Genomic DNA, 24,962 nt, shown 5'->3' with positions numbered 1-24,962 from the left:
CCGTGACGGTCGACCTGGCCCAGGGAACCGCCAGTGGCGGGGCCGGAACCGATAGCCTGTCGAACATCGAGGATATCGAAGGATCGGCCCATGCCGATACCCTGATCGGCGATGCCGGCAACAACAATTTCCATCTGGCGGCCGGACACGTCCAGGCGGGGGAGGTCATCGACGGTGGGGCGGGCTACAACAACCTGCATATCGCCGGGGACAACGACCTGCGCGGCGCCTCGCTTGCCAATCTCCAGGGGTTCGGCTTCCAGGGGGAGAATACCCAGGGAACCGTCAATCTGTCCCAATTGACCGCGCTGGGCGGGAATCTAACCATCGGTTCGCTGGACGGTGCCGCCGGGCAGAAGCTGGTGGTCAAGCTGGATGGCGAGGGCTGGGAATCCGCCTTTGCCTCTGGCGACGGAATCGCCTCGATCATCCTGGATGGGTCGGAGCGCGGCGACGACCTCACCCTCGATCCGTATTCATACTATTGGTGGGGCAATACGAACCTGATCGGCGGGACGGGAAACGATACCCTCATCGCCCAGGATGCATTGCCCGTCATGCTGGGCGGCGCGGGGAACGATATCCTTCAGATCTCGGGAACCTCCACCGCCACCCAGACTCTCGACGGCGGCAGCGGCACCGATACGCTCCTGGCCTCGGGCTGGGCGGACATCCGGAACGTCGGCTCCTTCTCGGGAGTCGAGCAGATCGCCTTCACGGGAAGCAGCGCCACCCTTTATGCCACGGCGGCGCAACTCGCCGGCATCGCCATCGATGGGGCGGGAAGCGCGGTGACGCTTGGCGTCAACGACCTGTCGGGACTGAATCTGGTCAACTGGGGAACGGACGACACGATCATCCTGGCCGGGGGCGGCGGCGACGACACGATCACCGGCACCACGGGCGACGACACCTTGCAGGGCGGCGCCGGCAACGACGTTCTCAACGGCGGCGTGGGCTATGACCATGCCTATTACGTCGGCCATTCCGGGTACGCGGATGTCGATCTGGCGGCGGGAACCGCCAGCGGCAGCGGCGGCAACGACACCTTGTCGGGCATCGAGGGCATCGTCGCGGACGGCAATGTGCGGAGCATCACCGGCGATGGCGGCGACAACATCTTTGTCCTCCGGAATGGCAGTCCTCAGACGCTGGTGGGCGGCGCCGGCACCGATACCGTGCTCGTCCGGGACAGCTTCGACCTGACCCCGGCGACGACCTTCGATACCATCGAACAGCTGAAGATCGATGCTCCTTCCACCAGTTCGTCACCCATGGTGACCCTGTCGAAGGCCCAGTTCGACGCCCTGACGACCATCGATGCCGGTGGCGACATGACCGGCACAAGTTCCTGGATTGACTTCGACGGCGGCAGCGTGTTCAACCAGGGCGCGGTCATCAAGGTGAAAGGCTTTACCGATACCTACACGGGCCTGACCCTGGATGCCTCCAGCGGCAAGACCTACCTGGATTGGGGCGACGGTCCCGGCTGGACCGGTGGCCATGGCGCCATGCTGTGGCTGTATGGCACCTACGCTTCCACGGCGGTGAATTTCACCGGTTCGAGCGTCGCCGATGTGCTGAGCGGCGGCTCCGGGGCCGATATCCTGGCGGGCGGCGCCGGCAACGACGTGCTGTCCGGCAACGCCGGCATCGATACCCTCAGCGGCGGAGCGGGAACGGATCGGCTGCTCGGCGGTGACGGCAACGACATCTTCCTGTTCAACACGGGCGATGTGGCGGCGGGCGAGACCATCATCGGCGGCACCGGCATCGACACGCTCCGCGTCACCGCCGATACCGATTTCCGGAATACCACCGTGTCCGGCATCGAGCGGATCGAATTGCAGGGCCATACCGTCGATATGACCCTTTCCCAGGCGGACTCGGGCGAGACCGGCGGCGGCTATTTGACCCTGGTGGGCGGAACCGGTAGCGACGTCCTGCGCATTCATGCCGACTCGGTGAACGAGGACTTCCGCGCCCAGATCGGGGGCATGCTCTCTCCCGCCACCCTCGACGGCACCTCGGGAATTGACCGCGTCGAGCTGATCGGAAGCTCCGGCAACGACACGATGCGGGACTTCTACAACATTTACAGCGTCCTGGACGGCGGCGCGGGCAACGACCTGTTGCAGGCCACCTACGGCAACGGCGTCTACCTGGGCGGAGCCGGCGACGACGTCTTCGATTTTTCCATGGCCCTGGCCGCCGTGTCCGGCACGGTGGATGGCGGCGACGGCTACGACCGCATCGCGATGACCTCGGGGACCCTGACCAGCCTCGGTGGCGCCGATGTCCTCAACGTCGAACAGGTTGATTACGGCGACTCCACGACCCTGCGGGCCTATGGCTACAATGCCGGGGACTTCGGCGGCACCGCGACCCAGTTCAACGGCCTGGCCGCGGTGAACTCCCTTACCTTCCAGGCGACCACGGGTGGCACCTTCGACCTGTCGACCCTGGTGTTCACGGGCGTCCTTCCTCCCTCCGTAACGATCAACGACGGCGGCATAAACACCACGTCCTCGCGCGACATCGTCGGTACCGCCTTCCGCGATACCATCACCGGCAGCACCGCCATGGACTGGATCGAGGGCGGGGCGGGCAACGACATCCTGAACGGCGGCAACGGCCTCGACATCGTCTCCTACGCCCATGCCGGGTCCGGGGTGAGTGTTACCCTCACCGAGGGCGCCGCCACGGCCTATACCCCTTCTGGCACCGTGGTCAGTTCACAGGGCACCGATAGTCTTGTCGGCTTCGAGGGGGTGTTGGGCTCGCTTCACGACGACACCTTCACCATGGTCGGCACCAACAACTATTACGCCGGCATGAACATGCTGGATTACTCCAACGCCACCGCCTCGGTAACCGTGAATCTGGCGTCCGGTACGTCCAGCGGCGGCGCGGGCAACGATACCTTCTCGGGCTTCGAGATGGTCGCGGGCTCGGCTTTTGACGACGTCTTCACCGGAAGCACCGGCACCAACTGGCTGTTCTACGGTCATGCCGAGAGCGGCGTCACCGTCGACCTGGGTCTGGGTGCCGCCACGGGCGGCGGCGAAGGCAGCGACAGCTTCACCGGCTTCGAGGCCATCTGGGGCTCGCAGTATGACGACACCCTCATCGGTGGCACTGGCAACGATAGCTTCCTGGGCGGCTACGGCAATGATGTCATCGATGGCGGCACGGGCACCAACACCGTTGATTACAGTTTGCAGCCAACCATTAACGCCATTACCGCCAACCTGACCACGGGCGTTGTCGATGCCGGTGTCTACGGCACGGATACCCTCATCAACATCCAGTCCATCAAGGGCACCGGCACCGCCGACTCCATTACCGGCAGCGCCGGCAACGACACCATCGTAAGCTCGGGGGGCCAAGATCGCATTTATTCCGGCGCTGGCGACGACACCATCGTCTTCGGCATGAGTGGGGGAACCGGCGGCACCATCGATGGCGGGGCCGGATTGGATATCCTCGATCTGAGGACGGTCACCACCTATGTCTACCTGCATCTGTACGGAGATGCGGGCAATAACGAGCTGTACTTTGGCACCTATGCCCGTCTCTTCGGCATCGAGGCGGTGTACGGCCCCAATGCCGGAAGCCTTCTTTTCGCCAGCATGAATGCGGACACCATCGTCGGCGGGACGGGAGGCGACTACATCGCCGGCCTGGGCGGAGACGACTTCCTGGACGGTGGCGCCGGCACGGACCTGTTGTGCTACTCCGCGCCCAATAGCAATGCGGCCAGCACCTCGGTGCCGACGTCCTACTGGGCGACCGCCTCCATCACGGTCGATCTCTCCCTGGGGACGGCCTCGGGCGGCGCCGGCAACGATGTCCTGGCAAATTTCGAAAATGTCCAGGGATCGGCCTACAACGACACCCTGATCGGCAATTCCGGCGTGAACCTCATCAAGGGCGCCTCCGGGGACGATACGATCATCGGCGGAGCCGGGAGCGACACCCTTGAAGGCGGCACCGGCAACGACACGCTTGTCCATGACGCGGCCGACGTCTCGGTCGCGGGCGGCTCGGGCACCGATCTGCTGAGCGTCACCACGGCCACCAGCCTGAACCTGGCCACTGCCACGGGCCTTTCCGGAATTGAAAAGATCGCGCTGGAGACGGCCGGTGGGGCCACTCTCGGCGTCAATGCCGCATCGATCGTGGCCCTGTCCGACAACGACACCCTGATCGTCACCGGCTCGGCCGACGACACGGTGACCTTGGCCTCGGGCACCGCCGCCGATTGGACAGCCGGAGCCGACCAGACCATCGACGGCACCCTGTTCCGGGTCTACACCAGCGGCACCGCGACCCTGAAGATCGCCTCGACCGTCAATCAGACGGGCATGTTCCCCTCCGTCACCCTGACCGGGACCGCGGGCAACGACACCCTGACCGGCGGGATGGGCGACGATATCCTGACCGGCGGCGCTGGCAACGACGTCGCCGTGTTCTCGGGAAACCGCGCCGACTACACCGTCGCTACCGACGCCGCCACCTGTGTGACGACGGTGACCGGCGCCGACGGCACCGACATCCTGTCCGGCGTGGAGAAGCTGCGCTTCGCCGACCAGGACTTGGCGGTGGTCACCCCCGTCTCCTGGATCGGCGGCTCGGGGAGCTATTACACGGCCGCCAACTGGGACTCGGGCTATGTCCCCAACTTCATGAACGACGTGACGATTTCCAGCGGCAGCGTGACCTATCCGTCTAATTGGATGTCGTGGACGGTCCACTCCCTGGCCCTGTCGGGCGCGGGCACCTCGCTCACCCTCGGCCTCGGCGGCAGCCTGACCGTAAATAATGAAGCGACCGTCGGGGCCGGCAGCACGCTCACGGTCGGCAGCAGCGGAGTCCTGGCGGGCACGCTTGCCAACAGCGGGACATTGTCCCTGGGAAGTTACAGCGACAGTCCCGACTTGGTCCTGACCAACCTTGCCGGCGGGTCCGTAACCACCTCGGGATTCAATATCCAGGTTGGAAGCTTCGCCTCCAATGCCGGCACGGTGACCGTCAGTGCGGCCGCGACGACGGTCAACGTGTCAACCCTGATCGTCGCCGGCGACATGGTCAACACGGGAACCATTCACCTGAGCGCGGGAGGCTCCAATTCCACCCTGGAGATGTCGACCGGGACCCTGACCAATGCGGAGGGGGCCACCATTTCCTCCTCGGGGGCCTCCGGTACGGCGGGCCTGATCGGCCAGTTCGTCAATCAGGGGACGATGACCCTCGATTGCCAGTCCGACTATCTCTATGGCGCGTCGACAGGCATGGTCAACAGCGGCCAGATAAGCGGGGGCCTTTGGATCAGCAACTCGACGCTGACGCTGGCCGCCGGAGGGACGGCGACCTATTACTTGAGTAGCGGCGGAACGCTGAATGTGGCGGATGGGGCGACGCTCGGCAGCGTGGGCCAGACGTATTCGGGAAGCTTCATCGATGTCGTCGGCGCCATCGACCCGGGCGGGGCGGGAGCCACGGCGACGCTGAGCGCGTCATCGGCCGTCACCTTCCTGGATGGCGGCGACCTGGCCATCGACGTTTCCGCCTCCGGCAACGACCGCCTGACGGCGTCGGGCGCCCTGAACCTGAGTGCGGCCGGCAACGTGCTCAGCCTCAACTTCCTGAACGGCCACGTTCCCACCGACGGCCAAGTCATCACGGTGGCCAGCGGCGGCAGCGTTACCGGCACCTTCGAGTCCATCACCCACAACCTGGGGGCTGGCTACGATCTGAGCACGGCCTATACGGCGACCGCCGTCACCGTCACCTTCGACGTCGTCGGTCTCGTGCTGACGGGGACCGCCGCCAACGACACCCTGACCGGCGGCACGGGCGACGATACCCTGACCGGCGGCCTGGGCAGCGATTCGCTGGACGGCGGCGCCGGAATCGACACGGCCGTCTTCGCCGGCAACGCGAGCAACTACCTGATCGGCGCCAGCGGCGGCGCCGTCACGGTCACCAGCGCGACTTACCCCAGCAGCGAGGGGGACGACACGCTGTCCAACATCGAGAACCTGCAATTCGCGGACGTTACCTTCGGTGTTCATGTCGCCGCCGGGCAGGTTTCCCTTGCCGGCACCGCCGGGAACGACATCCTGCAGATGCAGGAAGGCATCGCGGCGGTTCTCGGTGGCGCCGGCAACGACGTCCTGTCCGCCACCGGAGAGGGCATGTACCTCTCGGGCGGCGACGGCAACGACCACCTGAGCGGCTGGTCCTGGGGGCAGACCCTGGACGGCGGCGCGGGATTCGACATCGTCGACTATTCGGTCTTCTCCAATACGATCGTCAACCTGCAGACCGGCGTCGCCGAGAACAACGGCACCTATTATGGCGAGCATGCCCTTGTCGGCATCGAGGGCGTGATCGGCGGCGATTCCTTCGATACCTTCATCGGCACCGGGGCGGACGAATTCTTCCAGGGTGGTTTTGGTGGCGACGACATCACCGGTGGCGGAGGCAACGACGTCTTCGCCATCCGGGCCGGGGATTCCGACATCGCCTCGGACTTGATCACCGATTTCACCACCGGCCAGGACAAGATCAGCTTCGTCGGCATGACGGGCATCGAATACGACGCGGCTCAGGCGCCGATCTCGGGCCCGACGGTGGAGACGGTGACCGCCCAGATCGACACTGCGGGCGTCGACAACCGCCTGCATTTTATCACGGTGGGGACGGACGGCTACCTCTACGTCAAGGACGGCGATAATTCCTCCGGCTTCAACCAGACCCTGGTCAAGCTGGCCGGCGTCACCGCCGCGCCGGCCATGAGCGACATCCTTGGCGTCACTGGCGTCGGCGGCCTGACCCTGACGGGCACGACCGGGAACGATTCCCTGGTCGGCGGCGACGGCGAGGACGTGGCGATCTTCGCCGGGGATTCCGCCGGCTACCGGATTTCCGTCTCGGGAGGCGCCCTCACGGTAACCGACATCGACTCCGCCGACGGGAACGAGGGTACCGATACTCTGCGTTCCGTCGAGGTCCTGCGTTTCGCCGACGGCGACATGCGCGCGGCACCGATCCTCACCGGCGGAACCCTGGTCAATTCCTACACCGATAGCAATCAGGACCAGCCCTCGATCATCGCTCTGGAGGACGGGGGCTACCTGGCCACCTGGGTCTCTTCCGGACAGGATGGGGAATACGGCGGCATCTTCGCCCAGTTCTACGATGCCGATGGGCAGGCGGCGGGCACTGAGTTCTGGATCAACTCCAGCACGGCCGGGGACCAGACGGCCCCCGTGGCGACGGCCCTTGCGGACGGCAATATCGCCATCGTCTGGGAGACCGACGCCTACGGCGAACGCGAGGTCAAGGGGTGCATCTACAACCAGAACTATGGACGCGTGAAGGACGAGTTCACCATCAATACAACAACGACCGGCATCCAGAACAAGCCGGCGCTGTCGGCGCTGTCGGACGGCGGCTTCGTCGTCACCTGGACCTCCGGCAGCACCTACGAGGTCTTTGCCCAGCGCTTCGACGGCACCGGCGATCCGGTGAGCCGGGATGGGGCGACGCCGGGCGCCGACGAATTCCAGGTCAACGCCACGACCGGCGACAGCCAGAGCCAGTCCTCGGTGACGAGCCTCGCGGACGGCGGTTTCCTGGTGGTCTGGCGCTCCTACGCCCAGGCGGGCGACGGCAGCTACGGTGGCATCTTCGGCCGGCGCTACGACGCCGACGGCGTCGCGCAGGGCGGCGAATTCCAGGTCAACAACCTCGTCACCCAGAACGACCAATCCGGACCGCAGGTGACGGGCCTGGCCGGTGGCGGCTTCGTCGTCACCTGGACCTCGCCCGACGGGCCCGGCGTGGGAGCCGATGGAAGCATCCGGGGTCGTTGCTACGATGCTTCGGGGGTGGCGCTGGGTGACGAGTTCCAGGTCAGCACCGCCGACGCCGGGCAAGGGGACGTCTCGGTGGCGGCCCTGGACGGCGGTGGCTTTGTCGCGGTCTGGTGCGACGATGCCGACGGCGACGGAAATGGCGACGTCCAGGCCCAACTCTACTCGGCCGCCGGAAGCCCGGTCGGCGATCCCATCCTCGTCGATGTGCCGGGTTCCGCCTGGGGAATGCAGCCTTCGGTGGCCGCCCTGGCGAATGGCGGATTCACGGTGACCTGGGCCGCCTGGACCGACAGCATGTCCGATGTCTACCTGGCCCGCTACGACGCCGACGGCAACGCGCTCGACGTGGTGGGCGTGGCCCTGACGGGTGGCAGCCAGGCCGATGCCATGAACGCCGGCGCCGGAGACGATATCCTGACCGGTGGCGCCGGCGACGATACCCTGGCGGGCGGCGCCGGCGAAGACGCGGCGGTCTTCGCCGGCGACATGGCCGGCTACCGGATTTCCCTCGTGGACGAGGCGCTGACGGTCGAGGATATCGATACCCAGAACGGTGACGAAGGCACGGATACCCTGCGGTTCGTCGAGACTCTCAGCTTCGCCGATACCAATATCGCGGTGTCGAGAAGCGGGGAATTCCGGGTGAATGCCACCGTCGCCAACAGTCAGTACGAAGCCTCGATGACGGCGCTTTCCGGAGGGGGCTTCATCGTCACCTGGACTTCCTACGATCAGGACGGCAGCAGCGCCGGCATCTACGGCCAGCGCTATGGCGCCGACGGCGCGGCCATCGGCGGGGAATTCCGGGTCAACACCACCACCTTCGACGAGCAATCCGAACCCACGGTGGCCGCGCTGGCCGACGGCGGCTTCGTGGTCGCCTGGACTTCCTTCGATCCGGACTCTAAGGATATCTACGGCCAGCGCTATGGCGCCGACGGCGTGGCGCAGGGCGGTGAATTCCAGGTCAACACCACCTGGAGCGGCGATCTGAATGTGCCCTCGGTGGCCGCGCTCTCCGACGGCGGCTTCGTGGTCGCCTGGGGGGATTACCATTACGATATCGAGACCGATACCGATGTGTATACCTCCCATGGACAGCGGTTCGACGCGACGGGAATCGCGGTCGGCGACGAATTCGAGATCACTTCTTCGGATGAACCCGCGGTGGCCGGATTGAAGGGCCAGGATGGCGGATTCGTGGTCACCTGGACGTCCTATGAGACGGACATGGAAGGCATTTACGGCCAGCGATACGCCGCCGACGGAACGACGGTGGGCGACGCGTTCCAGGTCAGCACCGATCATCCCGACGCCGAACAGGCCCATCCGGTGGCGGCGGCGCTGGCGGACGGCGGCTTCGTGGCCGTCTGGCGATCGTACAATCAGGACGGCGAGGTCGGGGGGATCTACGGCCAGCGTTTCGATGCCGCCGGGGCGGCGGCCGGAAGCGAATTCCGGATCAACACCTATGTGACGGACGACCAATACCAGCCCACGGTGGCGGCGCTGGCCGATGGCGGCTTCGTGGTCGCCTGGGCGTCCTGGTACCAGGACGGCGAGGCGGGAGGCATATACGGGCAGCGCTACGATGCCGCCGGGGCGGCCGTGGGCGGCGAGTTCCGGGTCGCCGGGGCCACTGCCGGCGATCAATCCGAACCCACGGTGACGGCGCTGGCGGACGGCGGCTTCGTGGTGGCATGGATGTCGTACCTCCAGGACCGCCAAGAGGGCGACATTTATTGCCAGCGTTTCGATGCCCACGGCGAAGCCTTGGGAACCCTGACCCTGACCGGCGGGCCCGGCGACGACACCATCATGGTCGGCGACGGCGACCAGATCCTCATTGGCGGCGAGGGTTTCGACACCGTCGGCTATGATTCAGCGACATCCGGCGTGGCGGCGGACCTGGCGGCGGGGACCGCCAGCCATGGCGGCGACACCGATACCCTGGTCGGCATCGAGGCGATCGTCGGTTCCGGCCACGCCGACAGCCTGCTGGGCAACAACGACGACAACGAATTCAATGGCGGCGCGGGCAACGACGTTCTGGTCGGCAACGGCGGCAACGACAGGCTGAAGGGCGGAGACGGCAACGACGTGCTTCAGGGCGATGCCCGCCTGGCGCCTGAAACCGCCGTCGAGACGGAAGCCGCCTACCAGTCCGGCCTCAACGACACCCCGTCCGGGGCCCTGGATCTGGGCGTCCTGACGGCGGCCGGGCCCATCGCGGTGGGCGGCGCCATCAATCCGGACGACTGGAACGACGTGGACTTCTACAGCTTCACGCTGGAGGCGGACGCGACCCTGTTCCTCGATACCGACGGCTTGGAGATCGACACCGTGCTTTCGGTCTTCGACGCCGAGGGACGCCTGATCGCCTACGGCGACGACGATCAGAGGTTCAGTACGTACGACGAATACAATTACGAATCCTTCATCGGCCCGTTGAACCTCGCCGCCGGCACCTATCGGCTGGGGGTATCCGGCTTCGGGAACGATCCCGTCGGGCTGCAATATGCCTTCGAGGGCGAGGGCGGGGGCGGGGGTCTCATCGGCGGCGAGGTGGTGGACGTCGGTGAGATCGATACGTCGTTCCTGGGAGGTTCGAATTGGGGCGGCGACTACCGCCTGGTCCTGCGGGCCGGCTACGACGGCATCGACAGCGAAGGCGAGGCCGGCACCGGAACCGGCAACGATACCCTGGCGACCGCTCAGGCGGCCGGCACCCTGGGGGCCCACGCGGCGGATACGCTTTGGCTGCAAGGCTGGGTGGATACGTCCCAGGACGTGGACTTCTACAGCTTCACCCTGGAGCAGACGTCCGACCTGTGGCTCCAAGCCGGCCAGTTGGGAAGCAGCCTGGACACCGGGCTTTCGGTCTTCGACGCCTCGGGCCACCTGCTCTTCCATTCCTATGACGGTGGCCTTTCGGTCACCGACGCGGCGATCGGCGGCGAGTATTACGATCAGGGCGCGGATGAATACCTCGGAGCGACCCTGGATGCCGGGACCTACTACGTGGCGGTGTCGGATAACGGTATCTATCCGGCCGAGTTGTCCCAGATGTCGGCGTCCTGGGAAAACCTGTCCCTGGCCGGTCAAGTGATCCTGAACGCCGGATCGAACGCCACCTTCGCCCAGGACACCTATGCGACGCCGACCACCGGCGACTACTGGCTGATGATCCGCAGCAGCCTGCCATGGGCCAGCCTTCGCGGGTACGACATCCTGGTGGGCGGCGCCGGCGACGATACCCTTCTCGGCGGCCGGGACGAGGATGAGGCGCACTTTTCCGGCGCCATGGGCGGCTACCGGATTTCCACCGATGGCATTGTCGTGACGGTCACCGACATTGATGCCGGCGACGGCGCCGACGGCACCGACACCCTGCATGACGTCGAATACCTGTGGTTTACCGCGAGCGATGAGTACCTCAACCTCTATTACGACAACGGCTGGGTCCTGGAGGGGGGCGACGAGTCCAACACCATCCATGCCGGGGCGGGCGACCAGACCCTCAACGGCATGGCGGGCAACGACGTCCTGGACGGCGGCGCCGGCAGCGACACCGCCGTCTACTGGTATGCCGACGAGGGCATCACCGTCAGCCTGGCGGGTGGCACGGCGAGCGACGGCCAGGGCGGCACCGACAGCTTGGTCTCCATCGAGAACCTGGTCGGCGGCGACTGGGACGATACCCTGACCGGCGATTCCGGCGACAACGTCATCGAGGGCGGTTGGGGCAGCGACACCCTGGACGGCGGCGCGGGGACCGATACGGTGTCCTTCCGGGGCGCCGGCGAGGGCGTCGTCGTCAGCCTGGCGGACGGCACGGCCGACGAGGGCGGCGCGATCGACACCCTGAGCGGCTTCGAGAGCGTGATCGGCTCCGATTACGGCGACGACCTGACCGGTGATTCCGGCGACAACGTCCTCACCGGCGGCTTGGGCAGCGACACCCTGCACGGCGGGGACGGCGAAGACGTCGCCGTCTTCTCCGGCGCCATGGCGGGGTACAGCATCGCGATGGGCGAGGGGACCCTGACGGTCACCGATATCAATCCCGGCGATGGAGATGATGGCGCCGACCTCCTTTACGACTTCGAGTCTCTGCGCTTCGCCGATGGCGATGTCACCTTCGACCTCCTGGCCGGCACCATGGCCGGCGGCGCCGGCAACGACGTCCTGCCCATGGCCGCCGGCATCACCCTGCACGGCGGGGCGGGCGACGATGTGCTGCGCGGCGCGTCGGACGTGGATTGGCTCCGTGGCGACGGCGGGAACGATACCCTTTTCGTCGATGCCTACGACGACGTGGATGGCGGCGTGGGCACCGATACCGTGGGTCTCGACGGCGACTGGTTGCAGGGCGTCGATCTGGGCGCCGTGTCCTGGTCCGGCATCGAGATCGTCAAGCTGGGCGACAGCAACGCCAGCGTGACCGCGGCGGCAGTGGCGGCCGTCTCGGACGGCGGGGCCCTGACCCTCCTGGGCGGGGGAGAGGTGATCTTGGCCGACCTGGGCTGGGTCCGCCAGGCCGACCAGGCTCTCGACGGCCGGGCCCTGCTGGTCTTCGAGAACGACGGCAAGACCTTGCGGGTGGATGCCGAGACGAACATCGCGGCGAATTACAACGAGGCGGTGATGGCGACCCAGGCCTCGGTCGACACCGACGAGGACACCGCCAAGGCCATCACCCTGTCAGGGAATGACGCCGACGGCGACTGGCTGAGCTTCGGCATTGAGGGGCTGCCGGCCCACGGCACCCTCTACCAGTACGCCGCAGGGGGGAGCCTCGGCGCCCTCGTCGACTGGGATGTCACCGACCCCGGCGGCCGGGTGATCTATGTGCCGGACGCCAACTATAACGGCCCCGACTCCTTCGCCATCATGGCCTGGGACGGCAAGGGCTACTGGTCGGACGTGGCGGTCGTCGACGTGACCGTCAATCCGGTCGCCGACGTGGCCAGCTTCGACGGAGCCAGCGCCGACCATGCCATTTCCGTGGTCGCCGGCAAGGTCGTGGTCACGGACGGCGAGGGTGCGGCCACGACGCTGGATCATGTCGATGTCCTGGATTTCACCGACCGCGATTTTGCCGTGACGGGGGACGACGGCCAGGTCAATACCTACACCACCGATTCCCAGGACGAACCCGCCATCGCTGTCCTGGCCGGCGGCGGCCATGTCGTCATCTGGAGTTCCCGTGGGCAGGACGGAAGCTACGAGGGCGTCTTCGGCCAGCGCCATGACATTCATGGCCGGCCGGTGGGCGACGGATTCCAGGTCAACACCACCGCGACAAACGACCAGAACCAGCCTGCAGTCGCCGCCCTGGCCGACGGCGGCTTCGTGGTCACCTGGACAAGCGACTATGTTTCGGGCAGCGGATACGCATACAACAATCTTTGCGGGCAGCGTTTCGATGCCGATGGCGCGCCCGTCGAGGATCAGTTCAACATCACGGCGAACGGCACCGGCTGGCAGGACAACTCCATGGTCGTCGGGCTGGACGACGGCGGGTTCATCGTTACCTGGCGAAACATCAAGGTCGTAAGCGGCGGGAGCACCTCCTACGACGTTTACGGAAAGCGCTACGATGCCGATGGCGCGGTCGTCGGCGATCCGTTCAATGTCACGGAGGGCAGCGGGTTCGGGTATTCCCCGGCGATCACGCTTCTGTCCGACGGCGGTTTCCTGATCGCCTGGACGAGTTCATCCGGATCGGCCGTCCGTGGCCGGCGCTACGATGCCGACGGCATCGCCTCGGGCGAGCCCTTCCAGATCAGCACCACGACGACGGGCAACGAGGGCGTGCCCACACTGGCGGCGCTGGCGGACGGCGGCTTCGTGGCGATCTGGACATCCCGGGGCGAGGACATCAACGGCCCCAGGAGCGTCCATGGCCAACGTTTCGAGGGCTCGGGCGCGGCGGTGGGTGGCGAATTCCTTGTCAGTGCGTCCTCCTCCTGGAGCCAACCTGTCGTGGCGGCGCTGGCCGACGGTGGCTTCATGGTGGCCTGGACCGCCTGGGACGGCGGGGAGTCCTATGACATCTTCGGCCGGCGGTTCGACGCCGACGGGGTTGCCGCGGGCGACGCGTTCCGGATCAATACCTATGCGGGCGGTGACCAGTTGGAACCCACGATGGCCGCCTTGCCGGATGGCGGCTTCGTGGTGACCTGGACCAGCTATGGGCAGGACGGCTCTTATGGGGGCATCTATTCCCGCCGCTTCGACGCCGACGGTAACCCGCTGGACCTGACGCTCGTGGGCACGTCCCTCGACGACACCCTGAAGGTCGGCGCCAGCCTCGGGCTCGTCGACGGCGGCGCGGGGACCGACACTGTGGTTCTGGCGGACGACGGGGGTGTCGCCAATGTCGTGAATGTCGAGGCGGTGACCGGCGGCGCCGGCGACGATATCGTGATCGCGAACGGGGCCGATCTGGATACCGGCGGCGCCGGACGGGCCTTCACCGGCAGCGGCGGCACCGACGCCCTGATCCTCGGCGGTCCCGGCGCCCTGACCCTGACTGCTGCCGAGACGGCTGGCCTGACCGGTTGGGAGACGCTGCGGCTGGCGTCCCACGAGGCCTATTCCCTGACGCTGGGCGACGGCAACAACACCGCCGGCCTGACGGTCGACGCCAAGGGGGCCGCGTCTCTGGTCCTCGACGGCTCGGCCGAGGCTTCTGCCGCCCTCACCGTGATCGGCGGCGCGGGCGATGATACCCTGACCGGCGGTGCCGGCGACGACACCCTGACCGGCGGCGCTGGCAACGACACCATCAACGGCGGACTTGGCAATGACGTTGCTGTGTTCTCCGGCAATTCGAGCGACTGGACCATCATCAATACAGGCAACGGCCTCACCGTATCCAATGGAATTGAGACCGACAATCTGATCGGTATCGAAACTCTCCGCTTTGATGACTCTGAAATACGAGAAATCGCTGTCAACGGCGTCGCTAGCGGCTCGCAGGGCTATGCCAGCACCGCCGGTCTGGCCAATGGCAACTTCGTTGTGACTTGGCATGACAACAGCGGTATCGGCGGCGATGCCAGCGGCGCTGGCATTAAAGGACAGATATTTGCCCCCGACGGGTCAAAAATAGATCATGAATTCCTGGTCAACAGCCTGACCGACAGCGAACAGATATGCCCCAGTGTGACGGGGCTCGGTAACGGCGGCTTTGTCGTGACCTGGACCTCCAATATCGGCGGGGATAACCTCTCTGATGTGCGCGGACAGGTCTTCACCGCCTCCGGAGCCAAAGTCGGCAACGAGTTCCTGGTCAATGCCGTAACGACAGGTCAGCAATCCGAGCCGAGCGTCGCGGCACTGGAAAATGGCGGGTTTGTCGTAACTTGGCAGGATGGCAGGAACATGAGTTCCGGCTCGCTTGCCAACGAGATCCGTGGCCAGGTATTCAACGCCAACGGCACGGCCCTTGGCGATGAGTTCATGGTCAACACCGAAAATGAAAGGGAACAATCGCAGCCCAGCGTAGTCGGCCTCGCCGATGGCGGCTTCGTTGTGACATGGCAGGACAACAGCCAGGGCGTTGGCGGAACCAGCCTTTATAATGAAGTCCGTGGACAGTTGTTCGGCGCCAGCGGCGCCAAAATCGGAACCGAGTTCCTGGTCAATACCCAAACCGACAATGAGCAGATTTACCCCAGCGTCGCGGCGCTGGCCAATGGCGGCTTCGTTGTGACATGGCAGGACAACAGTCAGCAGGTCTCCTTTAGCGCGGAACTCCGTGGGCAGTTATTCACCGCGAGCGGCACTAAGATTGATGGCGAATTCCACGTCAACACCTTGACCGGCAACGAACAGAAATATCCGTCAGCGGTCGGCCTTAGCAATGGCGGCTTCGTCGTTACTTGGCAGGACGCCAGTCGCAGTCTTGGCGGAACCAGTATCTACAATGAGATCAACGGGCAGATATTCGATGCCAACGGAGCCAAGGTTGGCGATGAATTCTATGTCAACATCGAGAGCGATAACGAGCAAATTTCCCCCAGTGTCGCCGCGCTGGAGAATGGCGGTTTCGTCATCACTTGGCAGGACAACAGCCATCAAAACACTATCGGCTCTGAAATCCGTGGACGGGTCTTCGACGCACTGGGAAATCCGACCGGTCCCGTCACCCTGACCGGCACCTCGGGCGACGATGTCCTCACCGGCGGCGTCGGCAGCGATACCCTGGACGGCGGCGCCGGCAACGACACCTTGAATGGAGGAAACGATGCATCGACGGCATCGAGCTTCCAAACAGCCGTTGCCTACGGCACGGGCGTTAATCCTGTAAAACCTGTTCTGGGAGACCTGGATGGCGACGGCGTTCTGGATTTAGTCGTTGCCAACAACAACAGCAACTCCTTCTCCGTTTTCCTTGGCAATGGCAATGGGACGTTTGCGAGCAAGACGGATTATGACGCGTCCACCCGCATTTGGGATGTAGAGCTTGCTGATCTGAACCAGGACGGCAATCTCGATGTCTTGACGTCCAGTCTGAGCGTCGGAAACGACGTCAAGGTATGGTTCGGCAATGGCGGTGGCGGATTCACCTACAACACTTCCTACAGCATGGAGGTGCCTTTTCAAATCGCAGTGGGAGATCTGAACGGTGATGGAAAAGCCGATCTCGTTACCACGAAGTATCTCGACACCAACGGTGGAGTCTGCGTCCGGCTCGGTACTGGGACCGGAACCTTCGGGGCCTCTCAGTTAATTTTAACGACCGCCGGATCGGCTCTCGAAGGTATCGCGATGGCGGATCTGAACCGCGATGGCAAGCAGGATTTGGTTGTCACCTACCTGCGCAGCAGCAATGTCGGCGTCCTGCTGGGGAATGGCGACGGCACTTTCGCCGCGCATGTCGATTATACTGCCCACGGCAGCGGCGGGACTCCAAATGAACCCTATGCCGTGAGTCTCGATGATGTAAACAACGATGGAGCCATCGATATCGTTACGGCGAATCACGAAGTTGGAACCGTTTCCGTGCTCAAAGGGAATGGGAACGGCACGTTCCAGGCCGCCACGCAGTACTCGACTGGAATTGGTTCCAATCCAATTGATGTCGCCGTCGCTGATTTCAACGGTGATGGCAAAGTCGATATTGCCGCTGTTGATTATGCGGCATCCGACGTTTCCGTGCTTCTAGGCAATGGCACCGGCGGTTTCTCGGCCGCCACGGAATATGCGGTTGGATCAGGCCCATTTGGCATCATTACTGGTGATTTGGACCAAGACAGCCGCCCTGACTTGGTCGCCGTCAATTACAACAGCAACAATGTCTCCGTTCTGCTGAACGGGTCACTTCAGAACACACTGACTGGCGGCACGGGCAATGATACCTATGTCGTCCATAACGGCCTGGACAAGATCATCGAGAATTCGGGCGGCGGCACCGACACCGTGCAGACCGATCTGGCGACCTATGCCCTCCCCGACAACGTCGAGAACCTGACCTATACCGGCAGCGGGAACTTCGTTGGTACCGCCGACGGCAAGGACGCGCTGTCGTTCACCGGCGGGGCTTCGGGCGTGACCATGCTAGCCGCCAATACCAGCGACATGACGGTGGAAACCTGGGTCAAGTTCGATAACGTCGCGGGCCTGCAGGCGATATTCTTCCGTGATTCGAACTGGGATTCCGCTACTTTTTCCCAAGGGGCCGGCAACTGGCGCTACAGCGTCCATCTTCAGGACGGACACCTGCGGGCGGGCACTTATGACGGCACCCTGGCATCGGCCACGGATCAAATCGTGGGCGCCACGGCAATCCAAGCGGACCAGTGGTACCACATAGCCTATACCGTGACGAACAGCGGCCACGAGCGCCTGTATGTGGACGGCGTCGAGGATGGTTTCCGGACGATTGGCGACGCGGCGGCTTTGGGCGCTTCCTCTGACCGGTTTGTCGTCGCCGCCGAGGCGAACTACAATTTGGGGGCGAATACAGGCCTGCAAGGCGAAGTGGCGAATTTCGCGGTCTGGAATACGGCTCGCAGCGCGGCCGAGGTTTTGGCCGACAAGGACAGTTCGCTGACGGGAGATTTAGCGGGCTCGGGGCTGGTCGGGTATTGGGATTTCGCCGACACCGCGAACGGCACCATTTCTGCCTCGGCGGGAACAGGCGCGTCGGCGGCACAGGTCAAGAACTGCACCCTGGTGGGTGATTTCCTGGAAAACCATGTCCTCATCGGAGGCGCGGGCAACGACATCCTTACTAGCAGTGCCGGTGACGACACTCTGATCGGCGGGGCCGGCAACGACAGCCTGGATGGCGGCACGGGCAACGACGTTTTCATCGGCGGCACGGGCGCCGATGCCATCAGCTTCGGCGGCGGCGCCAACCAACTGGTGATCCAGACCAGCGCGGATGGCGCAGCGGCGGGAGCCAGCACCGGCCAGGACACGGTGACCGGCTTCAACGGCGCGGCCGGCGACATGATCGTCATCGACGGTACCCTCAAGACGGCCCTGGACGACCTCGGAACCAGCGGCTCCCTGAGCTTCGCCACCGACGCCCCGGCCGATTTCACCAGCGCGGTGGAAGGCTTGGCCGTCACCGGGTTCCAGGATGCCGATCTGACCCAGGCGGGATTCAGCACCTTGGTCGCGTCCTTGAACGGCACCGGCGTCACCGCTGCGGCGGGCGACGACGGCCTGATTCTAGCCCAGGGCCAGAACCAGACGGCCGTCTATTCCTACACCGAGAGCGAAGCCTCCAATACCGCCGTCACCTCCGACGAACTGACGCTCCTGGCGGTCGTCGACTCGCATGTCAGTCATAGTCAGGTTACCGCGGGGGGCGTCTCGCAATGATATCGGACGGTGCCGCGTCCGACCCCCCGGCGCCCGATTGGGGCCAAAGGCAGAATCGAGAGCCGATCCCGCCTTCCTTGGACCGGCTCTAGTCCTCGTTGCCGTGCCGGGCCTCCGCCAAACCCTCGCGGGCCAGTTGGTCGGCGCGTTCGTTCTCGGGGTGGCCGGCATGGCCCTTGACCCAGTGCCATTCCACCCGATGGCCCTTGCGGGCTTCCTCCAGCCGCTGCCATAGATCCTGGTTCTTCACCGGCTTGTTGTCGGCGGTGCGCCAACCCTTGGCCTTCCATGAGAAGATCCACTTGGTGATGCCGTCGCGCAGATAGGTGCTGTCGGTATGCAGGTCGACCCGTGAGGGCCGCTTCAGGGACTCCAGGCCGCGGATGGCGGCCATCAGCTCCATGCGGTTGTTGGTGGTGGCGGCCTCGCCACCCTTCAACTCCTTTTCGTGGCCGCGCCAGCGCAGAACCACGCCCCAGCCCCCCGGCCCCGGATTGCCGGAACAGGCGCCGTCGGTGAACATGTCGATCCTGTCGTCCATCAGTCCAATCCATAGTCGCGGGCGTCGCCGACGCCCCGGTGGAAACGCAGCTTCGCCAGGTACTCGCGCGGGTCCTTGGGTTCGACCATGGCGCCGGGGGGGCGGTCCAGCCAGTCCTTCAGGCGGGTGAGCAGGAAGCGCAGCGCCATGCCCCGCGCCAGGACGGGCAGGGCCGCCCGTTCGTCGCTTTCGATGGGCACGATCTCGCGATAGCCGGCCAGCAGGGCTGCGCCGCGCATCCGGTCGAAGGTCCATTCTCCATCGAAGCACCAGGCGTTCAGACCGATCGCCAAGTCGACGGCCAGGGCATCGCGGCAGGCGAAGTAGAAGTCGATCACCCCGACCAGCCGCCCGTCCCGGAAGAAGGTATTGTCCGGGAACAGGTCGCCGTGAATAACGCCCAGGGGCAGGCCGGAAGGCCAGTTCCGCTCCAAGGCTTCCAGGTCTGCCTCGATCTCGATAGCCATGCCGGGTTCCAGAGAATCGGCGCGATCCGCCACCGCCTCGAAGAGGGAGCGCCAAGCGCCGATCCCCATCGTGTTGGTCCGATGGCCGTGAAAGTCCCCGGTCTTGCGGTGCAGACGGCCCAGGGCGCGGCCGGCCTCGGCGCAGTCGGCGGGCGAGGGGCTGCGGGGCCACTCGCCCTCCAGGAAGGAAACGATGGCCGCCGGCTTGCCGCAAAGACGGCCCCACTCGCCGCCGTCGCGCCGCTTCATCGGGCGCGGGCAGGGAAAGTTGCGGGCCCCGAGGTGTTCCATCAGGCCCAGGAAGAAGGGCAGATCGCACTCGTCGACCCGCCTTTCGAATAAGGTGAGGACGAATCGGCCGCGCGTCGTCTCCAGATGGAAATTGCTGTTTTCCCAGCCCTCGACGATGCCCTCGCAAGCCGTCGCCTCGCCGAGGTCATAAAGGGCCAGGAAGCGCGCCAAGTCGGGAGCGGGAACGGAAGTGAAGACGGCCATGGGTCCTTTATGGCGGTCGGCGCTTGTTTCCGCAATCGCGCCGGACGATATTGCGCCCATGAGCCGATTGACGATCCTTCTCCTGGCCTTGCTTCTGGCAGCCCCCGCCACCCAGGCGGCCAAGACGGCCCCCGCCCGGAGCAGTCCCGCCGACCGCGAGGAGGTCCGCGGCGATTCCCTGGTGACCCGTGTCCAGAAGGCCCTGGGCGAGGCGGGGCTCTATCTGGGGCCCGCCACCGGCGTGATGGACAAGGCGACCGAGGAAGCCATCCGCGCCTTCCAGAAGCGTTCCGGCATGAAGGGCGAGCCCAAGGTCACCGAGCAACTCGCCCTGCAGATCGAATCGAGCCACAAGATCCAGGCCCTGCTGGGCCGCCTGGAAGAGGTGCGCGGCAAAGCCATCGAAGCCGCCCGTAGCGCCCTGATGAGCCGCGAGGAAACCCGCAGGCTGCTGGAATCTCCACCCGACGAGACCGCCGATCCGGCCCGCGATCCCAAGCCCTGCTTCCGCAGCCCGACCCCGGCCTGTCTGCTCGAGGAGGCCGCGGAAACCGCCAAGACCATTCCTGCCGACGACCTTCGCGACTGGGCGCGTGGCGAACTGCTGGTCGCCCAGGCCAAGGCGGGCCTGATTCCCCAGGCCATGGACACGGCGCGCCGGGTCCATGATCCCCGTTTGATCTTGGTGGCGCTACGCGACATCGCCGAAGGCCAAGCCGAAGCGGGCTTGACCGGCGAGGCGGCGGCCGCCGCCGAAGCCATCCCCGATGCGTCCAAACGTATCGAAGCCCTGGCCGCCATCGCCGAAATAGAGGCGAAGCGCGGGCTGTCCGAAGGGGCCAGAGCCAGCGCCCAACGGCTGCTCGCCCTGCTGCCCGAGGTCGAGGACACGATCAAGCGCGTGGCGTTGCGCACCCGCGCCGCCGTCGTCTTGCGGCGAGCCGGCGACGCGGCAGGCGGGGACGCGGCGCTCAAGGATGCCGAGGCCGAGGCGCGGCGGGAAAAGGACGGCGCGGCGCGTGGCGCCGCCTTGCGGCACATCGCCCAGGCCCTCGCCGAATTGAGGCGGGTGGGCCCCGCGACGGCCCTGCTGGACGACATCCCCGCCGACGTCGATCGCACCCCGGTACTGATGGCCTTGACTGTCCACCATGCCAAGGCCGGCGAATTCGATCGGGCCCGCGCCCTGGCCCAGCGCATTCCGGAAGCGCGCTACCGGACGGTGGCTCTGGCCCAGGTGGCTGCCGAACTGGGGGCGGCCGGCCATGTCGAGGAGACGCTGGACCTCCTGGAAAAGGCCAAGGAGTTGTCCAAGGACATCACGCTGCCCTTCGCCCGCGATTATGCGGCCGGCCAGATGGTGGCCGCTTGGTCCCGCCTGGGGGGGCGGCGCTTCGCGGATGCCAGGGACACCCATACCTTCGACCGTACCCTCGATGCGGTGGCGCGTATCGCCGACGACCGGCTGCGCGCCCATATGCTCTGGACGGTCGCGGCCGACCGCAGGCGAGCCGGCGACGCGGCGGGCGCCAAGGCGACGGAAGACAAGGCCCGCGACGGCACCATCGAGGTGCGCAGCGCGCTCACTCGCGTTTGGCTGCATGGCGACATCGCCCTGGAACGCTCGACCGATGGCGAGAAGGAGGCGGCGATCGCCGCCTTCCGGCGCGGCCTGGAGGAAGCCGAGCCCCTGGACAACGCCTGGAGTCGCACCCGCGCCCTGGCCAAACTCGCCGCCACCCTCAACGATCTGCAGCGGGCGGGAATCTCGGTGGGACGCTAGCCTTGTGTCCGTCCGTCCGCTTGACTAAAGTTCGGGCAAGCAGGAGGCGACGTTCATGAGCAAGGGACCCTACGAGACCAAGGTCGAAGCCGGGAAGACCTATCACTGGTGCGCCTGCGGGCTCAGCGGGAAGCAGCCTTTCTGCGACGGAAGCCACAAGGGCACCGGCCTGCGGCCGCTGGCCTTCAAGGCCGACAAGGACGACACGGTCTGGTTCTGCGGCTGCAAGCGAAGCAAGCAGCCGCCTTTCTGCGACGGGACGCATAACGACCTATGACACGCATCGCCGGCCTCCTCGGAAGCGGACTCGCCCTCGCCCTGCTGGCGGGCTGCGGGTCCATGAGTTCGCTCAATCCCTTCGCCGACAAGTCCCCCAAGCCGCCCTGCCCGCGTCTCAGCGTGCCGGCCGACGCCGCCTCGGTGATCCGTTTCCGGCCCGGCCCCGGCGAGGATCTGACCGACGTCCTGGTCGACGCCAAGGTGGCCGACGTAAAGTTCTCTTGCGAGCACGACATCGACAAGGAAACCCGCGACGGTGAACTGGCCTTCGAACTGACCATGCTGATCGAGGCCAACCGCGGCCCCGCCGACACCGGACGCCAGGCGTCGTTGGAATACTTCGTCACCCTGCTCGACAAGGACCGCAACGTCTTGCAGAAGAAATCCTTCCCGGTGAAGGTCGAGTTTCCCGGCAACTTCACCCGTACCACGGTCACCGACATGCCGGTGAAGATGACGGTGCCGCTGTCGTCGGGCCAGACCGGTCGTGATTTCCTGATCTACACCGGTCTGCAGCTTTCCCAGACCGAACTGGACTACAACATTCGCAAGCGCAAGATGACGTCCGGCCGGTGACCGGTGCCCGCCTGCGCGCTGGGCAAGTGCGTGGTCTTAGCGGCCGGCGCTTGCCGTTGTCCGGCTTCCGCGTGGAGCCTATAATGGGGCGTTCGCCTGGGAATGGTGGCATGGGCCAATCGGAAGCAATCCGGCAGGGCGTTTCGGGCGGGCGCGTTTTCGAATACGTGATCCGCGGCGAGGGTAGCGGGAAGGCCGAGGAACCGACGGGTATCCATGCCGACCTGCGCACGCGCCTTTGCTGGCCGCCTCGTTCTTGCGACGATGTCGAGCGGAACGCCAGGCCACTGCGATGACTTCTTCTCACTTCACTGTGGATGCGGCGGTCCGGGGTTTTCCTGAACCGCGGCGGGCGGTCGAAGGGCCGATCGGGGATCGGCTCCCATGAAGGGGCCGGGATACATGGACCAGGCCCTGGCCGAAGCGGTCGCGGCGGCGATGCGCGGCGAGGTGCCGGTGGGGGCGGTGCTGGTGGACGGGGCCACTGGGGCGGTTCTGGCGCGGGCCGGCAACCGCACCGAGGAACTGGGCGATCCCACGGCGCATGCCGAACTACTCGCGATCCGGGCGGGCGCGGCCCAGGTCGGTGCGGCACGGCTGGAGGGCTGCGATCTCTACGTCACCCTGGAGCCCTGCGCCATGTGCGCGGCGGCGATTTCCTTCGCCCGTCTGCGCCGCCTTTACTTTGGCGCCTACGATCCCAAGGGCGGCGCCGTCGAGCACGGCCCGCGCTTCTTCGCCCAGCCCACCTGCCACCATCGGCCGGAAGTGGTGGGCGGCATCCAGGAGGGACGCTGCGGCGACCTGCTGCGGGGTTTCTTCCGCGACCGTCGCCGGATTCGGGGGGGAAATGGTGCCGCCGGACGGCATTGAACCATCGACTCCGCCCTCATCAATGGAGTCGGAAGTATCGCCGGATCAATAGCCGGTCATTCCCATTTGTTATCGACAGTCTCCCGCGGGGCGCGCCTGACGGGCGATCCCCGTTCGCCGGCCAGGAAGGCCAGGATGGCGTCGACTCTATGGTCCCAGGTGTGGCCGGCCAGGAAGATCGCCCTGCCGTCTCCGGCCGTCGCCGCCAGCCGGTCGTCGTCCGCCAGGGCGTCGGCGAGGGCGGCCGCAAGGGCTTTCGGTTCGTAGGGCAGCGACAGCAAGCCACCGGTTTCGTCCCACAGGTCGGAGGGCGTGGTCGCCGCCACGGCCCCGGATGCCATGGCCTGGAAGACCCTTTCGTGGGACTCGTAATAGGGCGGCAGAAGGTTGAGAACCAGACGGCTGCGGTCCATCAGGGCGAAGGTCTCGGGTGCCGTCCGGCTGCCCAGAAGGCGCAGGCGGCCGGACAATCCTTCCCAGCCGCGCCCGCAGACCGTCGTCGCGATACCGGCATCCGCCAGGGCGGCGATGGCCGCCACCTTGATGCGGCTGCGCAGGTAGGCGTCGGCGGCGAGAAAGAAGGGACGCAGGGCCTCGCGGTCTTCCGGCGGCCGGCCGAGAATGCGGGCGACGACGGTTTCCAGGGGCTCGCGCGGCTGGATGTCGTGGGCGGCCACGATCGCTTCCAGGGCCGCCGCCGCCCGCGCCCCGTGGGCACGCCAGCCGGCACGCTGCGCCTCCGGGTCGGCGGCCAGGGGAGAACCGCAATAAAGTACGGAAATGTCCCGCGCGGCCCATGGGGTTGGCGAGCGGAATTCCGCGGCATGCGGCAGATGCAACGCCCGCAGGGGGCGGCAGAAGGCGACGTGGGATCGGCTGGGAAAAGCGAAATGAAGGTTCGGGAGACGAACCGACAGGCGGTCCAGATGGTAGATGGGATGGTCGACGAACAGCGCGACCACCGGTTCGTCCCGCCGGTCGAAAAAGGTCCCGCCTTCGCGCGGCAGGCCGATGCCGTTCAGGCTGACGAACAGCGCGGTATCGCCAGCGGCCAGGGTGGCGCGGATGCGGTCGGGATAATCGGCGGCGGCCATGTCGAGGATCGCAGGCGAGAAACCCCGGCGACCGAACGCGGCCGCCAAGCCTTCCACCATGGTGTTCAGGCTGAGGTAATCGGAAACGCCCTTGAAGAGGACGACGCGGCCCATGGGCTGGGG

General features: G+C 65.8%; 9 protein-coding genes and 3 pseudogenes. 8 read left to right on the top strand and 4 right to left on the bottom strand.

Translation table 11 applies throughout. The annotated features are described in order from the left end of the window. Positions 1-200: hypothetical protein (locus tag H7841_02970; GenBank protein MEO5335843.1), on the bottom strand; the 200-nt coding region annotated here is incomplete at its 3' end. 1,311 nt (positions 201-1,511) lie between these two features. Between H7841_02970 and H7841_02965 the strand changes: the two are divergent. The 4 genes and pseudogenes from H7841_02965 to H7841_02950 all read left to right on the top strand — a co-directional run bounded on the left by H7841_02965 (position 1,512) and on the right by H7841_02950 (position 18,731). Then, a pseudogene (locus tag H7841_02965) lies at positions 1,512-1,691 on the top strand (hypothetical protein). An 891-nt stretch (positions 1,692-2,582) separates the two neighbouring features. Further along, positions 2,583-11,411: pseudogene (locus tag H7841_02960) on the top strand (pre-peptidase C-terminal domain-containing protein). Positions 11,412-16,043: 4,632 nt separating this feature from the next. Beyond that, positions 16,044-16,142 (top strand): annotated as a pseudogene (locus H7841_02955) (calcium-binding protein). Continuing rightward, positions 16,128-18,731: an FG-GAP-like repeat-containing protein gene (locus tag H7841_02950; GenBank protein ID MEO5335842.1), complete on the top strand. Its 2,604-nt coding sequence runs from the start codon at positions 16,128-16,130 to the stop codon at positions 18,729-18,731. Before H7841_02955 ends, H7841_02950 begins: the two are co-directional and overlap by 15 nt. Positions 18,732-18,819: 88 nt before the next feature. Here the strand turns inward: H7841_02950 and rnhA are convergent, their stop codons facing one another. Beyond that, positions 18,820-19,272 (bottom strand): ribonuclease HI, encoded by a 453-nt coding sequence (rnhA, locus tag H7841_02945; GenBank protein ID MEO5335841.1) that lies wholly within the window; start codon positions 19,270-19,272, stop codon positions 18,820-18,822. Then, positions 19,272-20,234: a homoserine kinase gene (gene thrB / locus H7841_02940; protein ID MEO5335840.1), complete on the bottom strand. Its 963-nt coding sequence runs from the start codon at positions 20,232-20,234 to the stop codon at positions 19,272-19,274. Before thrB ends, rnhA begins: the two co-directional genes overlap by 1 nt. Positions 20,235-20,292: 58 nt before the next feature. Between thrB and H7841_02935 the strand changes: the two genes are divergently transcribed. The 4 genes from H7841_02935 (at position 20,293) to H7841_02920 (ending at position 23,745) form a co-directional block, all read left to right on the top strand. Next, positions 20,293-22,017: a peptidoglycan-binding protein gene (locus H7841_02935; protein MEO5335839.1), complete on the top strand. Its 1,725-nt coding sequence runs from the start codon at positions 20,293-20,295 to the stop codon at positions 22,015-22,017. Between the two features lie 55 nt (positions 22,018-22,072). Continuing rightward, positions 22,073-22,294: a CDGSH iron-sulfur domain-containing protein gene (locus H7841_02930; protein MEO5335838.1), complete on the top strand. Its 222-nt coding sequence runs from the start codon at positions 22,073-22,075 to the stop codon at positions 22,292-22,294. Then, complete coding sequence (locus tag H7841_02925; protein MEO5335837.1) at positions 22,291-22,872, top strand: hypothetical protein; 582 nt, start codon at positions 22,291-22,293, stop codon at positions 22,870-22,872. Before H7841_02930 ends, H7841_02925 begins: the two co-directional genes overlap by 4 nt. Positions 22,873-23,256: 384 nt before the next feature. Beyond that, positions 23,257-23,745: a nucleoside deaminase gene (locus H7841_02920; protein MEO5335836.1), complete on the top strand. Its 489-nt coding sequence runs from the start codon at positions 23,257-23,259 to the stop codon at positions 23,743-23,745. Positions 23,746-23,801: 56 nt separating this feature from the next. Here the strand turns inward: H7841_02920 and H7841_02915 are convergent, their stop codons facing one another. After that, a complete protein-coding gene (locus H7841_02915; protein ID MEO5335835.1) occupies positions 23,802-24,953 on the bottom strand; it encodes a glycosyltransferase in 1,152 nt (383 codons plus the stop codon). Between the last annotated feature and the right edge of the window lie 9 nt (positions 24,954-24,962).

This window comes from Magnetospirillum sp. WYHS-4 (assembly GCA_039908345.1).
Lineage (GTDB): Bacteria > Pseudomonadota > Alphaproteobacteria > Rhodospirillales > GLO-3 > JAMOBD01.
This window is presented reverse-complemented; position numbering and strand designations above follow the sequence as displayed.